Source organism: Pseudoalteromonas sp. NS-SX12, from assembly GCF_057367955.1.
In genome coordinates, this window is record NZ_CM170634.1 from 2,754,429 (window position 1) to 2,771,072 (window position 16,644).

Annotated in this window: 14 protein-coding genes; 7 read left to right on the forward strand and 7 right to left on the reverse strand. The window is 41.0% G+C overall.

The genetic code is table 11. The annotated features are described in order from the left end of the window. Positions 1 to 159 precede the first annotated feature (159 nt). On the reverse strand, positions 160 to 1,686 hold the full coding sequence (locus tag AC2IOM_RS12760; RefSeq protein ID WP_105171578.1) for a fumarate hydratase: 1,527 nt from the start codon (positions 1,684 to 1,686) through the stop codon (positions 160 to 162). Positions 1,687 to 1,842: 156 nt separating this feature from the next. Between AC2IOM_RS12760 and pabB the strand changes: the two genes are divergently transcribed. The 3 genes from pabB (at position 1,843) to AC2IOM_RS12775 (ending at position 5,263) form a co-directional block, all read left to right on the forward strand. Continuing rightward, positions 1,843 to 3,198: an aminodeoxychorismate synthase component I gene (gene pabB, locus AC2IOM_RS12765; protein WP_486358586.1), complete on the forward strand. Its 1,356-nt coding sequence runs from the start codon at positions 1,843 to 1,845 to the stop codon at positions 3,196 to 3,198. Positions 3,199 to 3,218: 20 nt separating this feature from the next. Further along, positions 3,219 to 3,791, forward strand: a complete 573-nt coding sequence (locus AC2IOM_RS12770) for an NUDIX hydrolase (protein ID WP_010560369.1) — start codon at positions 3,219 to 3,221, stop codon at positions 3,789 to 3,791. A 95-nt stretch (positions 3,792 to 3,886) separates the two neighbouring features. Further along, complete coding sequence (locus AC2IOM_RS12775; protein WP_010560370.1) at positions 3,887 to 5,263, forward strand: L-serine ammonia-lyase; 1,377 nt, start codon at positions 3,887 to 3,889, stop codon at positions 5,261 to 5,263. A 63-nt stretch (positions 5,264 to 5,326) separates the two neighbouring features. On the opposite strand, the gene cysB is transcribed toward AC2IOM_RS12775, so the two are convergent. Further along, the gene (gene cysB / locus AC2IOM_RS12780) at positions 5,327 to 6,304 is read right to left on the reverse strand and encodes an HTH-type transcriptional regulator CysB (protein ID WP_100913165.1); all 978 of its coding nucleotides are present in this window, start codon (positions 6,302 to 6,304) and stop codon (positions 5,327 to 5,329) included. A 177-nt stretch (positions 6,305 to 6,481) separates the two neighbouring features. On the opposite strand from cysB, the gene AC2IOM_RS12785 reads away from it, so the two are divergent. The 3 genes from AC2IOM_RS12785 to AC2IOM_RS12795 all read left to right on the forward strand — a co-directional run bounded on the left by AC2IOM_RS12785 (position 6,482) and on the right by AC2IOM_RS12795 (position 9,628). Next, entirely contained in the window at positions 6,482 to 8,071 is a 1,590-nt protein-coding gene (locus tag AC2IOM_RS12785; protein ID WP_486358587.1) for a response regulator, read from the forward strand. A gap of 2 nt (positions 8,072 to 8,073) precedes the next feature. Continuing rightward, on the forward strand, positions 8,074 to 8,757 hold the full coding sequence (locus AC2IOM_RS12790) for a sensor histidine kinase (RefSeq protein ID WP_100913163.1): 684 nt from the start codon (positions 8,074 to 8,076) through the stop codon (positions 8,755 to 8,757). A gap of 109 nt (positions 8,758 to 8,866) precedes the next feature. Continuing rightward, positions 8,867 to 9,628: a hypothetical protein gene (locus tag AC2IOM_RS12795; RefSeq protein ID WP_100913162.1), complete on the forward strand. Its 762-nt coding sequence runs from the start codon at positions 8,867 to 8,869 to the stop codon at positions 9,626 to 9,628. A 48-nt stretch (positions 9,629 to 9,676) separates the two neighbouring features. On the opposite strand, the gene AC2IOM_RS12800 is transcribed toward AC2IOM_RS12795, so the two are convergent. From AC2IOM_RS12800 to AC2IOM_RS12810, 3 genes are all read right to left on the reverse strand, one after another. Beyond that, positions 9,677 to 10,273, reverse strand: a complete 597-nt coding sequence (locus AC2IOM_RS12800; RefSeq protein ID WP_100913161.1) for a CBS domain-containing protein — start codon at positions 10,271 to 10,273, stop codon at positions 9,677 to 9,679. An 88-nt stretch (positions 10,274 to 10,361) separates the two neighbouring features. Further along, positions 10,362 to 12,611 (reverse strand): response regulator, encoded by a 2,250-nt coding sequence (locus tag AC2IOM_RS12805; protein ID WP_486358588.1) that lies wholly within the window; start codon positions 12,609 to 12,611, stop codon positions 10,362 to 10,364. A 124-nt stretch (positions 12,612 to 12,735) separates the two neighbouring features. Beyond that, on the reverse strand, positions 12,736 to 13,536 hold the full coding sequence (locus tag AC2IOM_RS12810) for a M48 family metallopeptidase (protein WP_010560376.1): 801 nt from the start codon (positions 13,534 to 13,536) through the stop codon (positions 12,736 to 12,738). A gap of 203 nt (positions 13,537 to 13,739) precedes the next feature. Between AC2IOM_RS12810 and AC2IOM_RS12815 the strand changes: the two genes are divergently transcribed. Further along, positions 13,740 to 14,918 carry a multidrug effflux MFS transporter gene (locus tag AC2IOM_RS12815; RefSeq protein WP_486358589.1) on the forward strand — a complete coding sequence of 393 codons (1,179 nt, stop codon included), beginning with the start codon at positions 13,740 to 13,742 and terminating at the stop codon, positions 14,916 to 14,918. A 76-nt stretch (positions 14,919 to 14,994) separates the two neighbouring features. Here the strand turns inward: AC2IOM_RS12815 and grpE are convergent, their stop codons facing one another. Both grpE and AC2IOM_RS12825 read right to left on the reverse strand, forming a co-directional pair. Then, positions 14,995 to 15,576 (reverse strand): nucleotide exchange factor GrpE, encoded by a 582-nt coding sequence (gene grpE / locus AC2IOM_RS12820; RefSeq protein WP_010560378.1) that lies wholly within the window; start codon positions 15,574 to 15,576, stop codon positions 14,995 to 14,997. Between the two features lie 56 nt (positions 15,577 to 15,632). Next, positions 15,633 to 16,577 (reverse strand): HrcA family transcriptional regulator, encoded by a 945-nt coding sequence (locus AC2IOM_RS12825; RefSeq protein WP_105171588.1) that lies wholly within the window; start codon positions 16,575 to 16,577, stop codon positions 15,633 to 15,635. Positions 16,578 to 16,644: the final 67 nt, after the last annotated feature.

Below are 16,644 nucleotides of genomic sequence, written 5' to 3' on the forward strand. Positions count from 1 at the left end.
TCAGGGTTCAGGGTTCAGGGTTCATAGCTTAATCAATGCGCGAATACAGCTCAAGCATAATTTCCAATCGTTTTTTGTCAGTTAAATTCTTGAATGTGGCAATAAAAAAGAGCGCATAAGCGCCCTTTTACTTTGTTAAACTTTTTACTCAACCAAAAATTATTTTAGTTTTGCGTCTAGCTCTTCAATTTTTGCTTTCCAGATTGCTGGGCCTGCACTGTGCGCGTTGTTACCTTCGCTATCTACCGCAACAGTTACTGGCATATCTTCTACTTCAAATTCGTAGATTGCTTCCATACCTAAGTCTTCAAACGCAACCACTTTTGCTTTCTTAATTGCTTTTGATACTAAGTAAGCTGCACCGCCCACTGCCATTAGGTAGATAGACTTGTTGTTTTTGATTGATTCAACTGTTGCAGGGCCGCGCTCTGCTTTACCAATCATGCCAACAATGCCAGTATTCTCAAGCATTAAGTCAGTAAATTTATCCATACGGGTTGCTGTTGTTGGGCCCGCTGGACCTACTGCTTCGTCGCCAACTGCATCTACAGGGCCTACGTAGTAGATAAATTTATTCGTGAAATCAACACCTTCAGGTAAACCTTCACCTGAATTAATCATGTCTTGTAAACGCTTATGCGCAGCATCACGACCAGTTAAGATTTTACCGCTTAACAGTACTGTTTCGCCCATTTTCCAATCGGCTGTGTCTTCTTTTGTTAAAGTATCAAGGTTAACACGGCGTGTATCTTCACCTACTTCAAATGTTACTTCTGGCCAATCTTCTAGCTTAGGCGCTTTAAGATCAGCAGGGCCTGAACCATCTAATGTGAAGTGAACGTGACGCGTTGCCGCACAGTTAGGGATCATCACTACTGGCTTAGATGCCGCGTGTGTTGGTGCTGTTTTGATTTTAATATCAACAACGGTAGTTAAACCACCAAGGCCTTGTGCGCCAATACCGGTTTTATTTGCGCGCTCAAAAATCTCTAAACGTAGCTTTTCTTCCGCTGTTTCTGCACCGCGCTCCATTAACTCATGAATGTCTACCGGATCCATCAGTGATTCTTTGGCAAGTACTGCTGCTTTTTCAGCTGTACCACCAATACCGATACCTAACATGCCAGGTGGACACCAGCCCGCCCCCATAGTTGGTAGCGTTTTTTCAACCCAAGCTGCTACATCATCTGATGGATTAAGCATAACCATTTTAGTTTTGTTTTCAGAGCCGCCGCCCTTAGCAGCAATCATTACTTCAACTTCAGCGCCTGGCACCATGTCGATATGCACAACTGACGGCGTGTTATCTTTGGTGTTTTTACGGCTGCCTGCTGGGTCTGCAACAATAGATGCACGCAGTGGGTTATCTGGATTAAGGTATGCGCGGCGTGTGCCTTCATCAACCATTTGCTGAACCGTCATATCGGTTTTATCCCATTTAACGTCCATACCCACTTTAACGAAACACGTCACAATACCCGTATCTTGACACAGTGGGCGCTTACCTTCTGCCGACATACGTGAGTTAATTAAGATTTGTGCAATCGCATCTTTAGCCGCTTTGCTTTCTTCTTTTTGGTACGCTTTATCAAGCGCTTGTACGAAATCTAGTGGGTGATAAAACGAAATGTATTGCAATGCATCTTCGATGCTGTCAATAAAGTCTTGCTGACGGATAGTGCTCATTATGTATCCTTATTATATGCCGTGACGGTGGCAAATGTTTACAGTGTGAATAGTGTCAAACACAGCTTACTCATGCAATCTGTGCAGTAATTCGTTAAACTATGCATGTATAATAACCTCCCAACTCGTTTGCGACCAGTCTGGTAGTTAAAGTTAATGATAAATGAACAATTAATATGCAAAAAATTAGACTTAGCGCTAACTAGCGAGCACGTTTTTAGTTTTTTTGCAGATTTGCAGTATGCCATTTTCCTCGATTCGGCAAACCCAGCACACCCTAATAACCGTTTCGACATTATTGTGATTGACCCAATTTCACTGATTGAAGTAAAAAATAATGTGACTTTTGTTGATAATAACCAAGCTGAGTGTGATGGCTTTAGTGCAATACACCACGCAATAAGCCCATTTGTAAAAGACAAAGCCCCATTTGATTTACCGTTTTCTGGCGGCGCTTTAGGTTTATTCAGTTACGATTTAGGGCGCTCAATCGAAGTGATGCCTGAAATTGCGAAAAACGATATCGATTTAGGCCAAATGCTGGTGGGTATTTACCCCGATGCCCTGATATTTGATCATCACGAAAACCAATGGTTTTATATCGCGCAGCCATGTTGTGATAGCGAAACACGGCTTAATAATTACCTTTCACCGCTTACAGGCGCTGAAAGCGAGCGCATGCCATTTGCCTTAACAACTAAATGGCAATCAAACCTGAGTAAAGAAGGTTATGGTGAGCGCTTTAATAAAGTGCAAGAATACTTAAAAAGCGGCGATTGCTACCAAATCAATTTGGCACAGCGCTTTGATGCACGTTTTACTGGCAACCCTTGGCTTGCCTATTGTAAGTTGCGAAGTGCAAACCAAGCGCCATTTTCGGCTTATATTAATACTGGTGAGCAACAAATACTCTCACTTTCACCTGAGCGTTTTATTCAGGTAAAAGAACGTCAGGTTGAAACCAAGCCAATTAAAGGCACCGTGCCGCGCAGTCAAGATGCAAACATTGATGACGCCAATAAAGCACGCCTTGCAAATTCAACCAAAGATCGCGCTGAAAACGTGATGATTGTTGATTTACTGAGAAACGATTTAGGCAAAGTAGCTAAACCTGGCACCGTTGAAGTACCTAAGCTCTTTGATATTGAAAGCTTCAATGCAGTGCATCATTTGGTATCAACGGTTACATCTACCCTTGCCGACGGTTACAACGCGATTGATCAATTAAAAGCAGCGTTTCCCGGTGGCTCGATTACTGGCGCGCCAAAAATCAGGGCAATGGAAATTATTGAAGAGTTAGAACCTCACCGCCGCTCAATCTATTGTGGCTCAATTGGCTATATTTCAGCCTGTGGCACCATGGACACCAGCATAACCATTCGCACCCTGGTTTGTGAGAAAGGTAAAATATACTGTTGGGCTGGCGGTGGTATTGTGGCCGACTCAACTCTTGAGTCTGAGCTGCAAGAAACATACGATAAGGTGAATCGTATTTTACCTGTACTTGAATAAATGCTCGCTTAGGACGTGTTATGCAGTTAAGTGAATTTCTAGCCCGTTTTCATATTCAGCAGCCAAGCAATGACGTTGGCTTTCCAATACAAATGCGCAATATTGCTAAGCAAAGCGCTGTATTGGTGCCGCTGGTTAATGTAAGCGGTGAAATTCATCTGTTGCTGTGTAAACGTCCTGACTATTTAAAGCATCACCCAGGGCAAATTTGCTTTCCCGGTGGTAAATTTGAAGATTCTGACGCTAACTTACTTGCCACAGCACTGCGCGAAACCTTTGAGGAAATCGGCATTGAGGTGGACGATAACCATGTAATTGGTGATATGGACAGTTATTGGACGCTCACCGGATTTGAAATAAAGCCCTATATTGCCCTACTTCCCGAAAAACCCAATTTGGTACTAGCAACCAATGAAGTCGCCAGTGCATTTTATCTGCCGCTGTCACAGCTTATAGATCAAAAAAATTGGCAAGATATTCAATTCACACGTCAGTTTTCTGCCTATACTCTAACTGGGTTTCAAACTGAATACGGCTTGCTTTGGGGTGCCACCGCGCAAATCATTCGCAATTTGATTAAACATCTAAATTAAGCACATAAGCATTAATCATACTAATTAAAGTTAACATGATTATAAATTAGAGTTATGATATCCGGCCGTTCAAAGATTAAGTAAGAGATATTCGTATGATAAGTGCATTCGATATGTTTAGTATCGGCATTGGTCCTTCCTCATCACATACTGTGGGCCCGATGCGCGCTTCAAGACTGTTTGTAAAGTCATTACAAGAGCAAGCGTTATTAGAGCAAGTAACCAGTGTTCGCTGTGAATTGTTTGGCTCACTCGGACAAACGGGTATTGGTCATGGTTCGGGTAAAGCGGTTATTTTAGGCCTTGCTGGTTACGATCCAGAAACCATTGATGCCGATCTGGTACCAAGCATTTTAGATAAAATCGAAAAAGAAGAAACTATCTATCTTGATCAAAGCCATGCTGCGGCATTTCCAAAAAAAGATGCCATTGTATTCCACCGTCGTAAGACCTTGCCAAAGCATTCAAATGCAATGGAACTACAAGCATTTAACGGCGAACAATGTGTCTTCCGTGAGATTTTTTATTCTATCGGTGGCGGCTTTATTGTTCGCGACGAAGATTTCGAAAAAGAAAAGCAAGCTGCACTAACAATTCGCGAAGAAAACCCTGCACCATACCCATTTGATACTGGCGCAGAGTTAATGGCGCAGTGTAAAGAGCACGGTTTAAGTGTGCCAGCACTGATGATGGCAAACGAAAAAACCCTTAAAACAGAAAGCGAAATCACTGACGAGCTATACAATATTTGGCTGGTGATGAAAGCGTGCGTTGAGCGCGGTATGCGCACTGAAGGTATTTTACCGGGCGGTTTAAAAGTAAAACGTCGTGCACCGAGCCTACACCGTCAACTGAACATTGAAACACATAACGATCCGCTACGTGCAATGGAATGGGTTGATTTATTTGCCCTTGCGGTAAATGAAGAGAATGCTGCTGGCGGTCGTGTTGTTACCGCGCCGACAAACGGTGCAGCAGGCATACTTCCAGCGGTGCTAATGTACTACCACACATTCATTAAAGAAGTAGATAAAGACATTGCAACGCGTTACCTGCTAACCGCTGCTGCGATTGGTATTCTTTACAAAAAGAACGCATCAATTTCAGGTGCAGAAGTAGGCTGCCAAGGTGAAGTGGGCGTTGCTTGCTCAATGGCAGCGGGCGCACTCACTGAAATTTTAGGCGGCAATGTTGAGAAAGTTGAAAATGCCGCAGAAATTGGTATGGAACATAACTTAGGGTTAACTTGCGACCCTGTTGGTGGCCTTGTACAAGTACCGTGTATTGAACGAAATGCAATGGGTGCAGTAAAAGCAATTAACGCATCACGCCTTGCAATGCGTGGCTCAGGTGAGCAAAAAGTATCGCTTGATAAAGTAATTAAAACCATGTGGGACACAGGTAATGATATGAAAACCAAGTACAAAGAGACGGCTCGAGGCGGACTCGCTGTAAATATCATTGAGTGTTAATCACAGTTAACAGATACAAAAAACGCCACATTATGTGGCGTTTTTTTTGAGTCAAAATTCGCCTTAACGAACCGGTAACTCAATATCCTTAAATAGATGGTCGACATCATCTTGATTGCGTAACATGCACGCACGCTCAACAATGGTTTTATCCAAGTGTGGCGCAAAACGCTCAATGAAATCGTACATGTAACTGCGTAGGAAAGTACCTTTTCTGAAACCAATTTTGGTGGTACTTGCTTCAAACAAGTGACTTGCATCAATTACCACGAGATCTTTATCGTTCATTTCATCAATGGCCATTGATGCCACAACACCTACACCCAAGCCTAAGCGCACGTAAGTTTTAATTACGTCAGCGTCGGTTGCGGTGAACACGATTTGCGGCTCTAAGCCATGCTTAGTAAAGGCTTTATCAAGTTCTGATCGCCCAGTAAAACCAAACACATAAGTGATTAATGGGAACGCAGCAACATCTTGAATCGTGAGATTATTTGCTTTAGCAGCAAGTGGGTGATCTTTTGCTACTACAATACTGCGATTCCAGTGATAACACGGCAACATAATTAAATCGGTGTACAGGTGCAGCGCTTCTGTTGCTATTGCAAAATCTGCGTCACCACGCGCGGCAGCATCAGAGATTTGCTGCGGTGTACCTTGATGCATATGCAGTGATACTTTCGGGTATTTGTTCATAAACCCTTGAATGACGTTTGGCAAAGCGTAACGTGCTTGGGTATGCGTAGTGGCGATATTTAACTTACCTTGATCTGGTAAGGTATGCTCGTTGGCAACCGCTTTAATACTTTCAACTTTCGCCAAAATCTCACGCGAGATATTGATAATGTCTTTGCCCGCCGGCGTAACATGCGTTAAATGTTTACCGCTACGACCGAAGATTTGCACACCTAGCTCATCTTCGAGCATACGCACTTGTTTAGAAATACCAGGTTGCGAGGTATATAAGTTTTCAGCGGTGGCTGAAACATTAAGATTGTGATTGAGTACTTCAACAATGTACTTTAGCTGCTGTAATTTCATAGCGAGTATTTTGTATTTATTATTACCTTTATTTATATACTTTTGTATCTTTTATGCCAAGCATAAATTCAAAACTTACGTATTTATTCCATTTTTAACTACAAACTACCTTAGTATTTTGTAAAAGTCAGAAAAAAGCGTCTAAATTATTAGTATCAAAAATAATTTTCGGTTTTTATGGTTAATCCTCTTCAACGATACAAATCTATCTCGGTGCTTATTTTGGATGATTTTTCCGAATTCCGCCTATCACTAAAACAAATGGTAGAAAGTTTTGGTGTTCACCATGTGGATGTGTGTACCAATGCCGAAGATGCCCTATCCTGCTACAGTGAACATCAACATGATATTTTGCTAGTCGATTACAACTTAGGTGATGGCTTAAATGGGTTGCAGCTGCTTGCCGAGCTTAATCATCGTAACTTACTAAAATATGGCACAAACTATGTACTGATCACAGGTGAAACCGCTTCAGATTTAGTGATGGGGGCGCTTGAATACCGTCCCGACGATTATCTTGCAAAACCCTTTACTAAAACAACCCTGAAATCTCGTTTAGATAAGCTTGTTGAGAAAAGTCTCGCATTTAAGCCTATTTATACGGCATTAAATCAAGATAAGCCAAAAACAGCCCTTGAGCTTTGTGACCAGCTAATGGCAAAAAACAAGCGCGTCGGTATCGAATGTTTGCGTCTTAAAGCTGAAATTTATTTAAAACAACTTAAATATGTGCAAGCGCTCAGCATTTATAATTCAATTTTGCATAAGCGTGAGCTTAGTTGGGCACAAATGGGCGCAGCGATTTGTCATTTGGCGCTATCGCAAAGCGATCAAGCATTAAGTCTGTGCAAACTGATTGCCACTAAAAATCCACAAGCCGTTGAAGCATACGATCTTGCCTGTGAGTGCTTTATTCAACAGCACGACTTCGAAGCGGCATATGCTATTACACAAAAAGCCATTGCCGCATCGCCCAACTCAATTGTTAGGCAGCGCCAGTTAGCCTTGTTAGCAACCCGCTACAATGAGCTAGAAATTGCCTTTAACGCTTACAAACGCGTTATGCAATTAGCCAAGTATTCATGCTTAGCGCAACTCGATGACTATATAAATCAGTTATGTGTTTGCACCCAGATACAATTAACGGATCAAACACACTTTGCACGACGTGCAAAAAAAGAGTACCCCGCAATTTATCGTACAATTACAAAGCTCTACCCCAGTGTGCAAAGTCAATTAGCAATTGAAGTGCATCAAGTATTTGTTGAGTACTTAGTTACTAAAGACGGCGCAAAAGGTGAAAAACTCATTTTAGTGGTAGATAAAATTGTTGATTACCCAGACGCGCTCAATTCTGCATTTATTAACCTGCTCGAATTCATTATGAAACACGCCGATATTGAAGTGGTAACCGCCAAGCTCGACCCAATTGTTACACGCGGTAAAGCGAAGATTATTTCTCACGAAGACCACGAAAAATCAGAGAACTTTAATCAACAAGGTATGGTGAAATACAAAGAGAAAGCATTTGAAAGCGCTCAAGGCGCATTTGCAACTGCCCTAGCCAATGCCCCTAATAACCCAAATATTGCATTAAACCTGTTACAAGCGGCGTATCAATTGCATAAACAAAATCAAAAGTTCACATTAACAAAGCGTCAATTTGCTTTGTCACTGAATGCGTTAAAAACGTTAGCGCCTCACGACCATCGTCACAAGCAAAGTCAAAGTCTGTTAAACTTTGCTAAAGCTAAATTAACGGGATAATTATGGACCATAATAAGCTCGACTTTTCCGTTGTCCTTGGCGCAAGCATGCACGATATGAAAAACTCTTTGTGTATGCTGCTTCAATCGATGGAAACAATTAGTCAAAGTATTGAGCAAACGCCACAAGCACAATCTGAATTCGCCAAGATTCATTACGAAGTTGCCCGCGTCAATTCCAACTTATTGCAAGTACTTGCCCTTTATCGCGAACACAACGCACAACTGCCGCTCAATATCGAAGAGCATTTTTTAGATGATTTAGTAGACGAACTGCTTGCTAAAAATGAGCTCTATATCACCAACAAAAATATCGATGTCAGTTGTGATATTGAACAAGATCTGGCGTGGTTTTTTGATGCTGACCTAATTGCCAACTTACTTAATGACATTCTTATTAACGCACTCAAATACACAGCATCGAAAATTCTCATTAGCGCACATCAACAAAACGATAAGCTGATTATTGAAATTCACGATAATGGCGAAGGCTACCCTGAAAGCATGCTAGAGAAAGCCAATAATGAAATGTCTGCCGCCCTTATTAGCCAAGGGCGTACTGGGCTGGGTATCTATTTCGCCAATTTAATTGCATCTGCACATGTAAATAAAGAAACCAAGGGACATATCGCGCTTGCCAATGACGGGCGATTAGGTGGCAGCAAATTTACCCTTGTTTTGCCGTAAAAAAAGCTGGTAATAAAGTGCTATTATTAGAACTTTCCTTTTAACAACACTACACTAAGTAATTAGAATTAGTTAAGATTAGGGCAATTATAAGAATGAGAAAAACTCCATGGTAGTTTATATTATCATCACGCTAATAGTGGCACTAATTGTTATTGGCGTTTGGGTCAACGCGGTACAGCAGCATAAAGAAAAACAAAATGCTGAGCGACGTCAGGAGCTTACAAAGCAGAAAAAGATCATTGAAGAGACTGAAGAAGTGTTAATGAATTCTGCTAATATTCCAATGTCGAAAGCGCTCTTTTCCGTACTATATCGACGCATTTACAGTGCATTAGCAGTAATGGCTGAACTCTCTCCCAATTCTAAAGAAATCAGAAACCGATTAACGGAAGCAAAAGAGCGTATCGAAAATTCGTCAAGCCAAGACTCATCAGCAGAACGCATTGCACTACCTGATAATGAAAAACAAGTCATTGCATTATTGCAAGGGGTTAAAAAGCTACGCAGCATAGTTCGCTCTGAGCATTCAAAAGGCAAGATTGATACACAAGTGTTCTTAAACGAAGACAAACGTTTAGAAAAAATGCAATTACAAGTAAATATCGACAGCCAATTAAAACGCGGCAAAGCAGCGCGCAGTGCTAATATGCTTGGCTCTGCACGCCAGTATTTTGAAAAAGCGCTTGCGGTAATTAATTCGCTCAACTTTTCAGACGAGTATGTTGCGTCACGCAAACAAGAAATAGAAGATATGCTTGAAGAAATAATGAGCGAGTTAAAAGCAACCAACGCAAGTGATGCAAAGAAAAAGCTTGATAACGAAAAAGATGACTTAGATGAGCTCTTTGCACCGAAGAAAAAGTGGTAAGTTAATTCATTTCATATAAAAAAGGGCGTACATTGCGCCCTTTTTATATTATGTAGTTTTATTTTTCTCTAGTTGCGCAAACACCACATCGAAAATTTCTTTAAAGGTGTGTGCCTTCTCATTAATATTAATTGGGATATGTAATGCCCTTGCGATATCACTCGCAGAAATAAGCCCGCGTAAAGTATGCTCTTTATCGATCAATAATACGTGCTGCTGACCTAGATTTTTTAGCGTTGCCAATACATCACCAATGGTGTAATTATTAATTTTTGCAAAATCAATTGCGCGCATTTCATCTTTCTTTAGCATTAAGTTCTCAACTGATAAGTCACCTCGAGAGACATTTCTAAGCTGCGCAATATGCAGTACTTTATACGATGACAAATCACTCGAACTTATCACCCCCATAAAGTTCTCATCGTGATCGATTACGATTTTTGAGCGCACATGACCCATTTTCATCATGTATAGCGCTTGATCAACTAAAACGTCTTTTTCGATAAGTTGCGGCCGTTTTTGACTAAAGTCAGTAACAATATGAGAGGCGTTACTTGAAATATCGAGGGCTTGATTACCACATAGATTAGAAATCGACTGCACATTATTTAAAGGGATTGTCTCAATCACCCTAAAGTTTGCCATAAATCCTCCTCATAAATGAGAAAAAGAATGCGAAGTGTCACGCGACACTTCAATTGAAGCAGTTACTTTTAACTATGGTGAACAGTGGCTAATTTTTCAAATTATTGAACGCTTTATGTTCTTCGATGTGTAGTTTAAATTGCGACAATACATCCAACAGCTCAACAGGTAAAAACGGTTTAAACAGCACTTCATCAATACCGAACGTTTTACAATAGTTGTACTCATCTTCACGATCACTCGACGTAACCGCAATTATCGGTACGCCTATTTTATCGCTAGACTCTTGCATACGTATTGTTTGAGCAGCTTCATAGCCACTCATTTTCGGCATAGCACAGTCCATTAAAATAATATCGATTTCATACTGATGCTGCTGCCACAGTGCCACCGCCTCTTCACCATCAGCTGCGACAATCACATTATCGCCACGGTTCATTAATATTGCGCTAAGAACGCGTTGGCTAATCGGTGCGTCATCAGCTATTAACACGGTTAACGGCACGGTTTCTTGTGGTGTAACCACATCGTTACTCTGCTTAATATTATTGACCAAGGCCGATTTAATATCACTTGGGTGCTTTGGTAGTTGCCATACTTGGTTATAGCCAATGTTCGTCACTCTGCTTACATCAACATCCGCAATTTCATCACCAAATACGATTAAATTTGCTGGTCGGTTGAATCTGTGACGGTTAATTTTTTCATAAAAACTAACTAGTTGATTTTCAAGCTCATTGTGTGACAACAATACAAAATCGAATCCAGCAAACTGTAAGTCATCCCCCAGCATATAATTAAGCGCAAGTTCAGCGTCTTGAACATGGGTGACTTGCATCTGCCACTGTGCAAACAGTTCACTTAAATAACGCGCTAAAAACAACTTACTGTCTAAAATTAGGACACGTTTATTGGCAAGTAACCCCTCATCATCAAGGTGATTTTCAATTAATGTACTGGTTGGCAGTGCTAAGGTAAATCTAACATCTGTGCCAAGCCCTGCTTTTGAGTTAACCGTAAATGTGCCACCCATTAGCGTTACTAAGTTTTGGGCGATTGTTAGGCCGAGCGCATTTAAGGAATTGCCCTTGTTAGCTTTTAATTTCGGATTATTTAACTGCGCTAGCACTGTTTCATCAATGCCTTGACCGTTGTCACGTACACTAATTGTAAGTTCAGACAAGCCCGTCGTTACTTCAGCGTCAACATTAATCGAAACATCGCCACGATCAGAATATTTAATTGCCTTGTTTACGAGATTACAAATAACTTGCTTTAAGCGCACCGAGTCACCGACTAAATAGCTATTAATAGCGGGGTCGACATAGGTGACTAAGCGTAGATTTTTCTCTTTTGCTCTCAACTCACATTCTTGGAAAATCTCACGAATTAATGCGTGAATATCGAAAATATGCTGGTCGAGTGCGAGTTGGCTATGCTCAATTTTGGAATAATCTAAAATACCATTTAGCAGCTCAAGCATATTAAACGCGCTTTTTTGAATTACACTAACGTAGCTGTGTTGGCGGTGATCAAGCTTGGTTTCTGACAACAAATGCGCCATACCCAAAAGCCCATTCATTGGCGTTTTTACTTCCATACTGATATTAGCAAGATATTCACCTTTGAGTTTATTAGCATTCTGCTCTGCTTGCTTTTGCTTTTTAAGATCGCCAAATGATTTAGACAACGCTGCCATCATGGCGTTAAATTCTACAACAAGACGATTAATTTCATCATCGCGCGCTTGTTTTCGGTCAAGTTTGAATTCTTCCGGTGCCGACATATTCACGTGGCTCATCGAATACGCTAAATGATTTAAATGACGGGTTACTAATAAATGCACTAAGGTGAAAATAATCATAGATACAATAAAGGTTTTTGCACCTTGAGTAAGCAAAGTTACCACAACTTTGTCAGTGAGATAGCCATACACCCCCGACATATCCATTACTACAATCAGTTCGCCCAAATGGTATTTAGTGCGATTAAATCGGTAATCAATGGCCCAAGATTTACTTTTAGCGTATTTGGTTTGCGTTTTATTAACGGTAAGACGGTTGGCATTATCTTGCCAAATCGTTACTGACGATACGTTAGGAAGTTCACTAATGCCCTGTAATAGTAATTCAAGCTGTTTCTCATCTTCTGCCCAAAGCGCATTGGTAACCGAAGGTAAATGGCTTTTTTCAATTTGCTGGAAACCTTGATCGATCACGCTGAGATCGCGCTTGTAGTCCATCCATAAAATGGCGCTGGTGATCATTAACGTTAACAGAGAGCTGGTGAGTAAAATACCAACAAGCAGTTGTTTTGCTAGGGGGTTTTTCAGTTTCAACGGACTACATTAAATTATAATTATTCTTATTTATAAATGTAGACCAAGCTGACGTTTTTTTAAACTTTTAATTTGAATTTCTAATTGAGTAAAAATCAATTTACTCAATTAGAAAAAAGCTGCGTTATTCGCAGTGAGGGCGTTTATTTTGTGCTTTTGCTTGATTGTGTAAAGCCATCGCATCTGGCATCCAACTACGCAAATCACTAATACGGGTATCTGATGATGGGTGTGTTGATAAAAATTCCGGTGGTGCACCGTTATTATTTGCCGCCATATTACGCCATAATTCAACTGACTGCTTTGGATTAAAACCCGCTTTTGCCATCAAGTCTAAGCCAATTTTATCGGCTTCGCTTTCATGCATACGACTAAACGGCATCATGCCTAAGTACTCAGCACCTACACCTAAAGCCATCATAGTTTCATTGTGTAAACGGTTTCCTTGCGAACGACTATACGCGTCTGCAACTTGCAATGTTGCCTGTTTAATACCGGCTGCAGTCATACGTTCATTTGAATGCTCGGCAATTACGTGCCCAACTTCGTGGCCAAGTACTGTTGCTAATTGGTCTTGCCCTTGTGCTACTTTTAATAGCCCCGTATGCACACCTATTTTACCGCCAGGAAGCGCAAATGCGTTTGCAGATGGTTCTTCAAATACCACCACTTCCCATTGTTGATTCGCGTATTTTGCAGGAAGCACTGAAATAACGTTATCAGCAACGCATTGCACATAACGATTGATTTTGGCATCGGTATTAATTGGTTGCTGCTTTTTCATTTGAACAAAGCTTTGTTTGCCAAGCTGGTTCATTTCCGCTTCAGAATACATGGCAATTTGTGTGCGCCCTGTTGGACTCGATTTACACCCAACCAGCGTGGCAGCCACTGAAAGTGAGAGCAATACATGAGATAATTTCATTACGTTTTCCCTAATGTCGTTTAGCGCTGTTTAACAAATATTGATTTTGCAATATTTACCATCACAAAGCCCTGAATTGGTAAGGTAATTTATTTTTAACAATAAACCTTCAATTTAGCAAAGCGCTTAATCGGATCTGTTGTATCAAATCAAGTATTTTACACGTAAAATAGGGTTCCCCGATACCCTGAATAAGTATTTCTGTGACTGAAAAAACGTTATCTAAATCCATCTTACCCCTGCTATCGGCGCTCGTCGCAACAACGCCATTAGCAATTGACCTGTACTTACCTGCTTTTGTTGCAATATCAAGCTACTTCAACACCGATATGGCGCAAGTCCAACTCTCTTTAAGTAGTTATTTAGCCGGCTATGCCATAGGCATGATGTTATTTGGGCCGCTAATAGATCAAAAAGGCAGGCGTTTGTTCGCGCTCTTTGGCTTGCTAGGCTTTGGCTTATGCTCTTTTTTACTTACCGTAACACAGTCTATTGATACCTTTATTGTTTTACGCTTTGCACAAGCATTTTTTGGCTCTGCTGTCACCGTCGTCGTACCTGGTATTATTCGCTATATGTATCAAGAAAATACTGCGAAAGGCATGTCTTACGTGTCGATGATTATGATGTTAGCTCCCCTGCTCGCACCAAGTATCGGCAGTGTGTTAATGATCACTTGGCATTGGCACGCGATATTTTATGCATTGACGATTTATGCTAGCGTGCTCTTTGTATTAGCTTATTTTTATTTGCGAGAAGTGCCTATTCACCCGAGTAAAATTAAAGGTTTGGCGCTATTTTTTTCAAACTATCGTATTGTGCTTACAAACAAAAAAGCACGATTTGATATTGTTATTTCCATGCTCGCCTCGTTCGCGTTCTTTTGCTTTTTAACTAAAGTATCAGCAATTTATATGGCACACTTTAAGGTGAGTGAAACCCTATTTGGGGTGTTATTTGCATTTAATGTATTGGCGTTAATGTTAGGTAACTTTATTAATACCCGGTTAGTGCCTAAATTTGGCTCGCGTAAAATGCTCAATATTGGCTTAGCCATTAGCTTTATTGCGGTAACGTGCCTTATTTTAGTCAGTATATTAACGCACAATGTGTATTTGGTTGCTGCTTTTATTGCGCCACTGATGATGAGTTTAGGCATTATGGCAACCAACGCCGACGCGCTGATTTTAATCAATTTCAAGAAGAAGTCTGGAACAGCTACCGCTGTGATAGGTACTTTACGCTTTGGCAGTGGCGCCTTTGCTGGCCCAATTTTAGCGTTTATTCCATTACCCCCAAGCATCGGGTTTGCGGTTGCTATGGCAATGGCAGTAAGCGGTATTTTAATCTGCCAATTAAAACAGTTAAAGTTTGGCCATTAGCACATTGTATTTGCCACAACAGGCACAAAAAAAGCTGTAACCAAGGTTACAGCTTTTTTGCATTCTTAATGCGCTATTATTCAGCAGCTTTAGACACCATTACCATTGCTGGACGAAGTAAACGACCATTTAATAGGTAACCTTTTTGCATTACTGCAATAACAGTGTTTGGTGCAACATCAGCAGATGGCTGAATTGACATTGCTTGGTGGAATTCAGGGTTAAACGTTTCGCCTTGTGGCGCAACCACTTCAACACCAAACTTTGCTACGGCATCAACAAAGCTTTTTGCCGTCATCTCAACACCTTCGATAACCGGCTTAATATGTTCGTTTTCTTTGTCAGCAAACTCAATCGCGCGCTCTAAGTTATCAAGCACAGGTAGTAGTTCATTGGCGAATTTTTCAAGGGCAAACTTGTGCGCTTTCTCAACATCTTGCGCTGTACGACGACGCATGTTTTCAACTTCTGCGGCAGCGCGTACTACACTGTCTTTTTGCTCTTCAATTGTTTGCTTCGCTGCTTCAAGCTCTGCATTTAATACTGCAATTTCCGCTTCTGCGCTTAGCTCTTCACCACCTTGTAGCTCTTCTGCTACTTGGTCAAGGGTTTCCTGTACTTCTGCTTCTTGCTCTGGCTGATTATTTTGCTCAGACATTGATACTCTCCGAAATCTTACAACTGATGCTAATTATGGGGATTGATAACCGCCTTTCAAGAGCTAATAGCGCAATTAATCGATATTTCGTTGATAATTGCTTCAATTTTCGCCGACTTTGGACAGAGCACACATAAACGGCCTTGGTATATCTCTTGTGAAAAGTACGGCACGCTCAGTAATAAATAGTCTTCCAACGCACCAAACGGCAAGTTATCGTGGTACATAACCGACATGCCCATTTTCATCGCTAACTTTTGTTCTACATAATCTAAAAATGGCGCGCCAATTTGATTTAACTGCTCGCTAGACAGTGCACCAAATAAATAGTGGCTGCCAATAACAATGCTACTATCTACATGCAGTTTTTCAGCGAGCGCTTTAATCCACATACCCAGTGAACCATGACAAAACATTGGTGCACTTTGGCGCATCGCCGCCATGCGGCGTAACCCTTCGGCCAAGTTATGCCCTGCGAAAACAGTATTTAACCACGCATTAAATTGATTGCGTAATGCATCGTTTGCTTCGCGAGGCTTAGTAATCTGAATGTTTTGGCTATTACCGTCCCTGTCGAATAGTAAAATAAGCCAGTTTTCAAAACTAAAATCGAGCACTTCTGCACGATAAATATGTTGCTGCATCGCCTCTGGCAAACTCACCAACACACACAGTTTATATTGTTGACTTAAGCGATGAGAAAACTCGGTAAGGCTTTGCGCACTCGGTTGCCAATAGTCTGCAATATCAGAAAGTTGAAAAAATTCATCAAACCAATAGCTAAAACCTAGCTCTGTAGGTACACGTCCCGAGGAGGTGTGAGGCGCATACAATAGCCCCGACTTTTCCATACGCGCCATTGCATTACGTACTGTCGCACTGCAAATATTAATTTGTTTCTGCTTTACCACATGGCTTGATGCAACTGGCGTACCTTCACCATTGCAATATAAGTCCATAACGGCAGAAAAAATGAGTTGATCACGGGCGCTTAATTTCATGATTATTATTTATGGCCTGATGATTAAAAATCAAGATATACTGTAGGCAAGACTTTATCAGTGACGA

Excerpts from the sequence above, each read along its gene's own strand:
- AC2IOM_RS12760 (WP_105171578.1), bottom strand. The coding sequence starts at position 1,686 with ATGAGCACTATCCGTCAGCAAGACTTTATTGACAGCATCGAAGATGCA.
- pabB (WP_486358586.1), top strand. The coding sequence starts at position 1,843 with ATGATAAATGAACAATTAATATGCAAAAAATTAGACTTAGCGCTAACT.
- AC2IOM_RS12770 (WP_010560369.1), top strand. The coding sequence starts at position 3,219 with ATGCAGTTAAGTGAATTTCTAGCCCGTTTTCATATTCAGCAGCCAAGC.
- AC2IOM_RS12775 (WP_010560370.1), top strand. The coding sequence starts at position 3,887 with ATGATAAGTGCATTCGATATGTTTAGTATCGGCATTGGTCCTTCCTCA.
- cysB (WP_100913165.1), bottom strand. The coding sequence starts at position 6,304 with ATGAAATTACAGCAGCTAAAGTACATTGTTGAAGTACTCAATCACAAT.
- AC2IOM_RS12785 (WP_486358587.1), top strand. The coding sequence starts at position 6,482 with ATGGTTAATCCTCTTCAACGATACAAATCTATCTCGGTGCTTATTTTG.
- AC2IOM_RS12790 (WP_100913163.1), top strand. The coding sequence starts at position 8,074 with ATGGACCATAATAAGCTCGACTTTTCCGTTGTCCTTGGCGCAAGCATG.
- AC2IOM_RS12795 (WP_100913162.1), top strand. The coding sequence starts at position 8,867 with ATGGTAGTTTATATTATCATCACGCTAATAGTGGCACTAATTGTTATT.
- AC2IOM_RS12800 (WP_100913161.1), bottom strand. The coding sequence starts at position 10,273 with ATGGCAAACTTTAGGGTGATTGAGACAATCCCTTTAAATAATGTGCAG.
- AC2IOM_RS12810 (WP_010560376.1), bottom strand. The coding sequence starts at position 13,536 with ATGAAATTATCTCATGTATTGCTCTCACTTTCAGTGGCTGCCACGCTG.
- grpE (WP_010560378.1), bottom strand. The coding sequence starts at position 15,576 with ATGTCTGAGCAAAATAATCAGCCAGAGCAAGAAGCAGAAGTACAGGAA.
- AC2IOM_RS12825 (WP_105171588.1), bottom strand. The coding sequence starts at position 16,577 with ATGAAATTAAGCGCCCGTGATCAACTCATTTTTTCTGCCGTTATGGAC.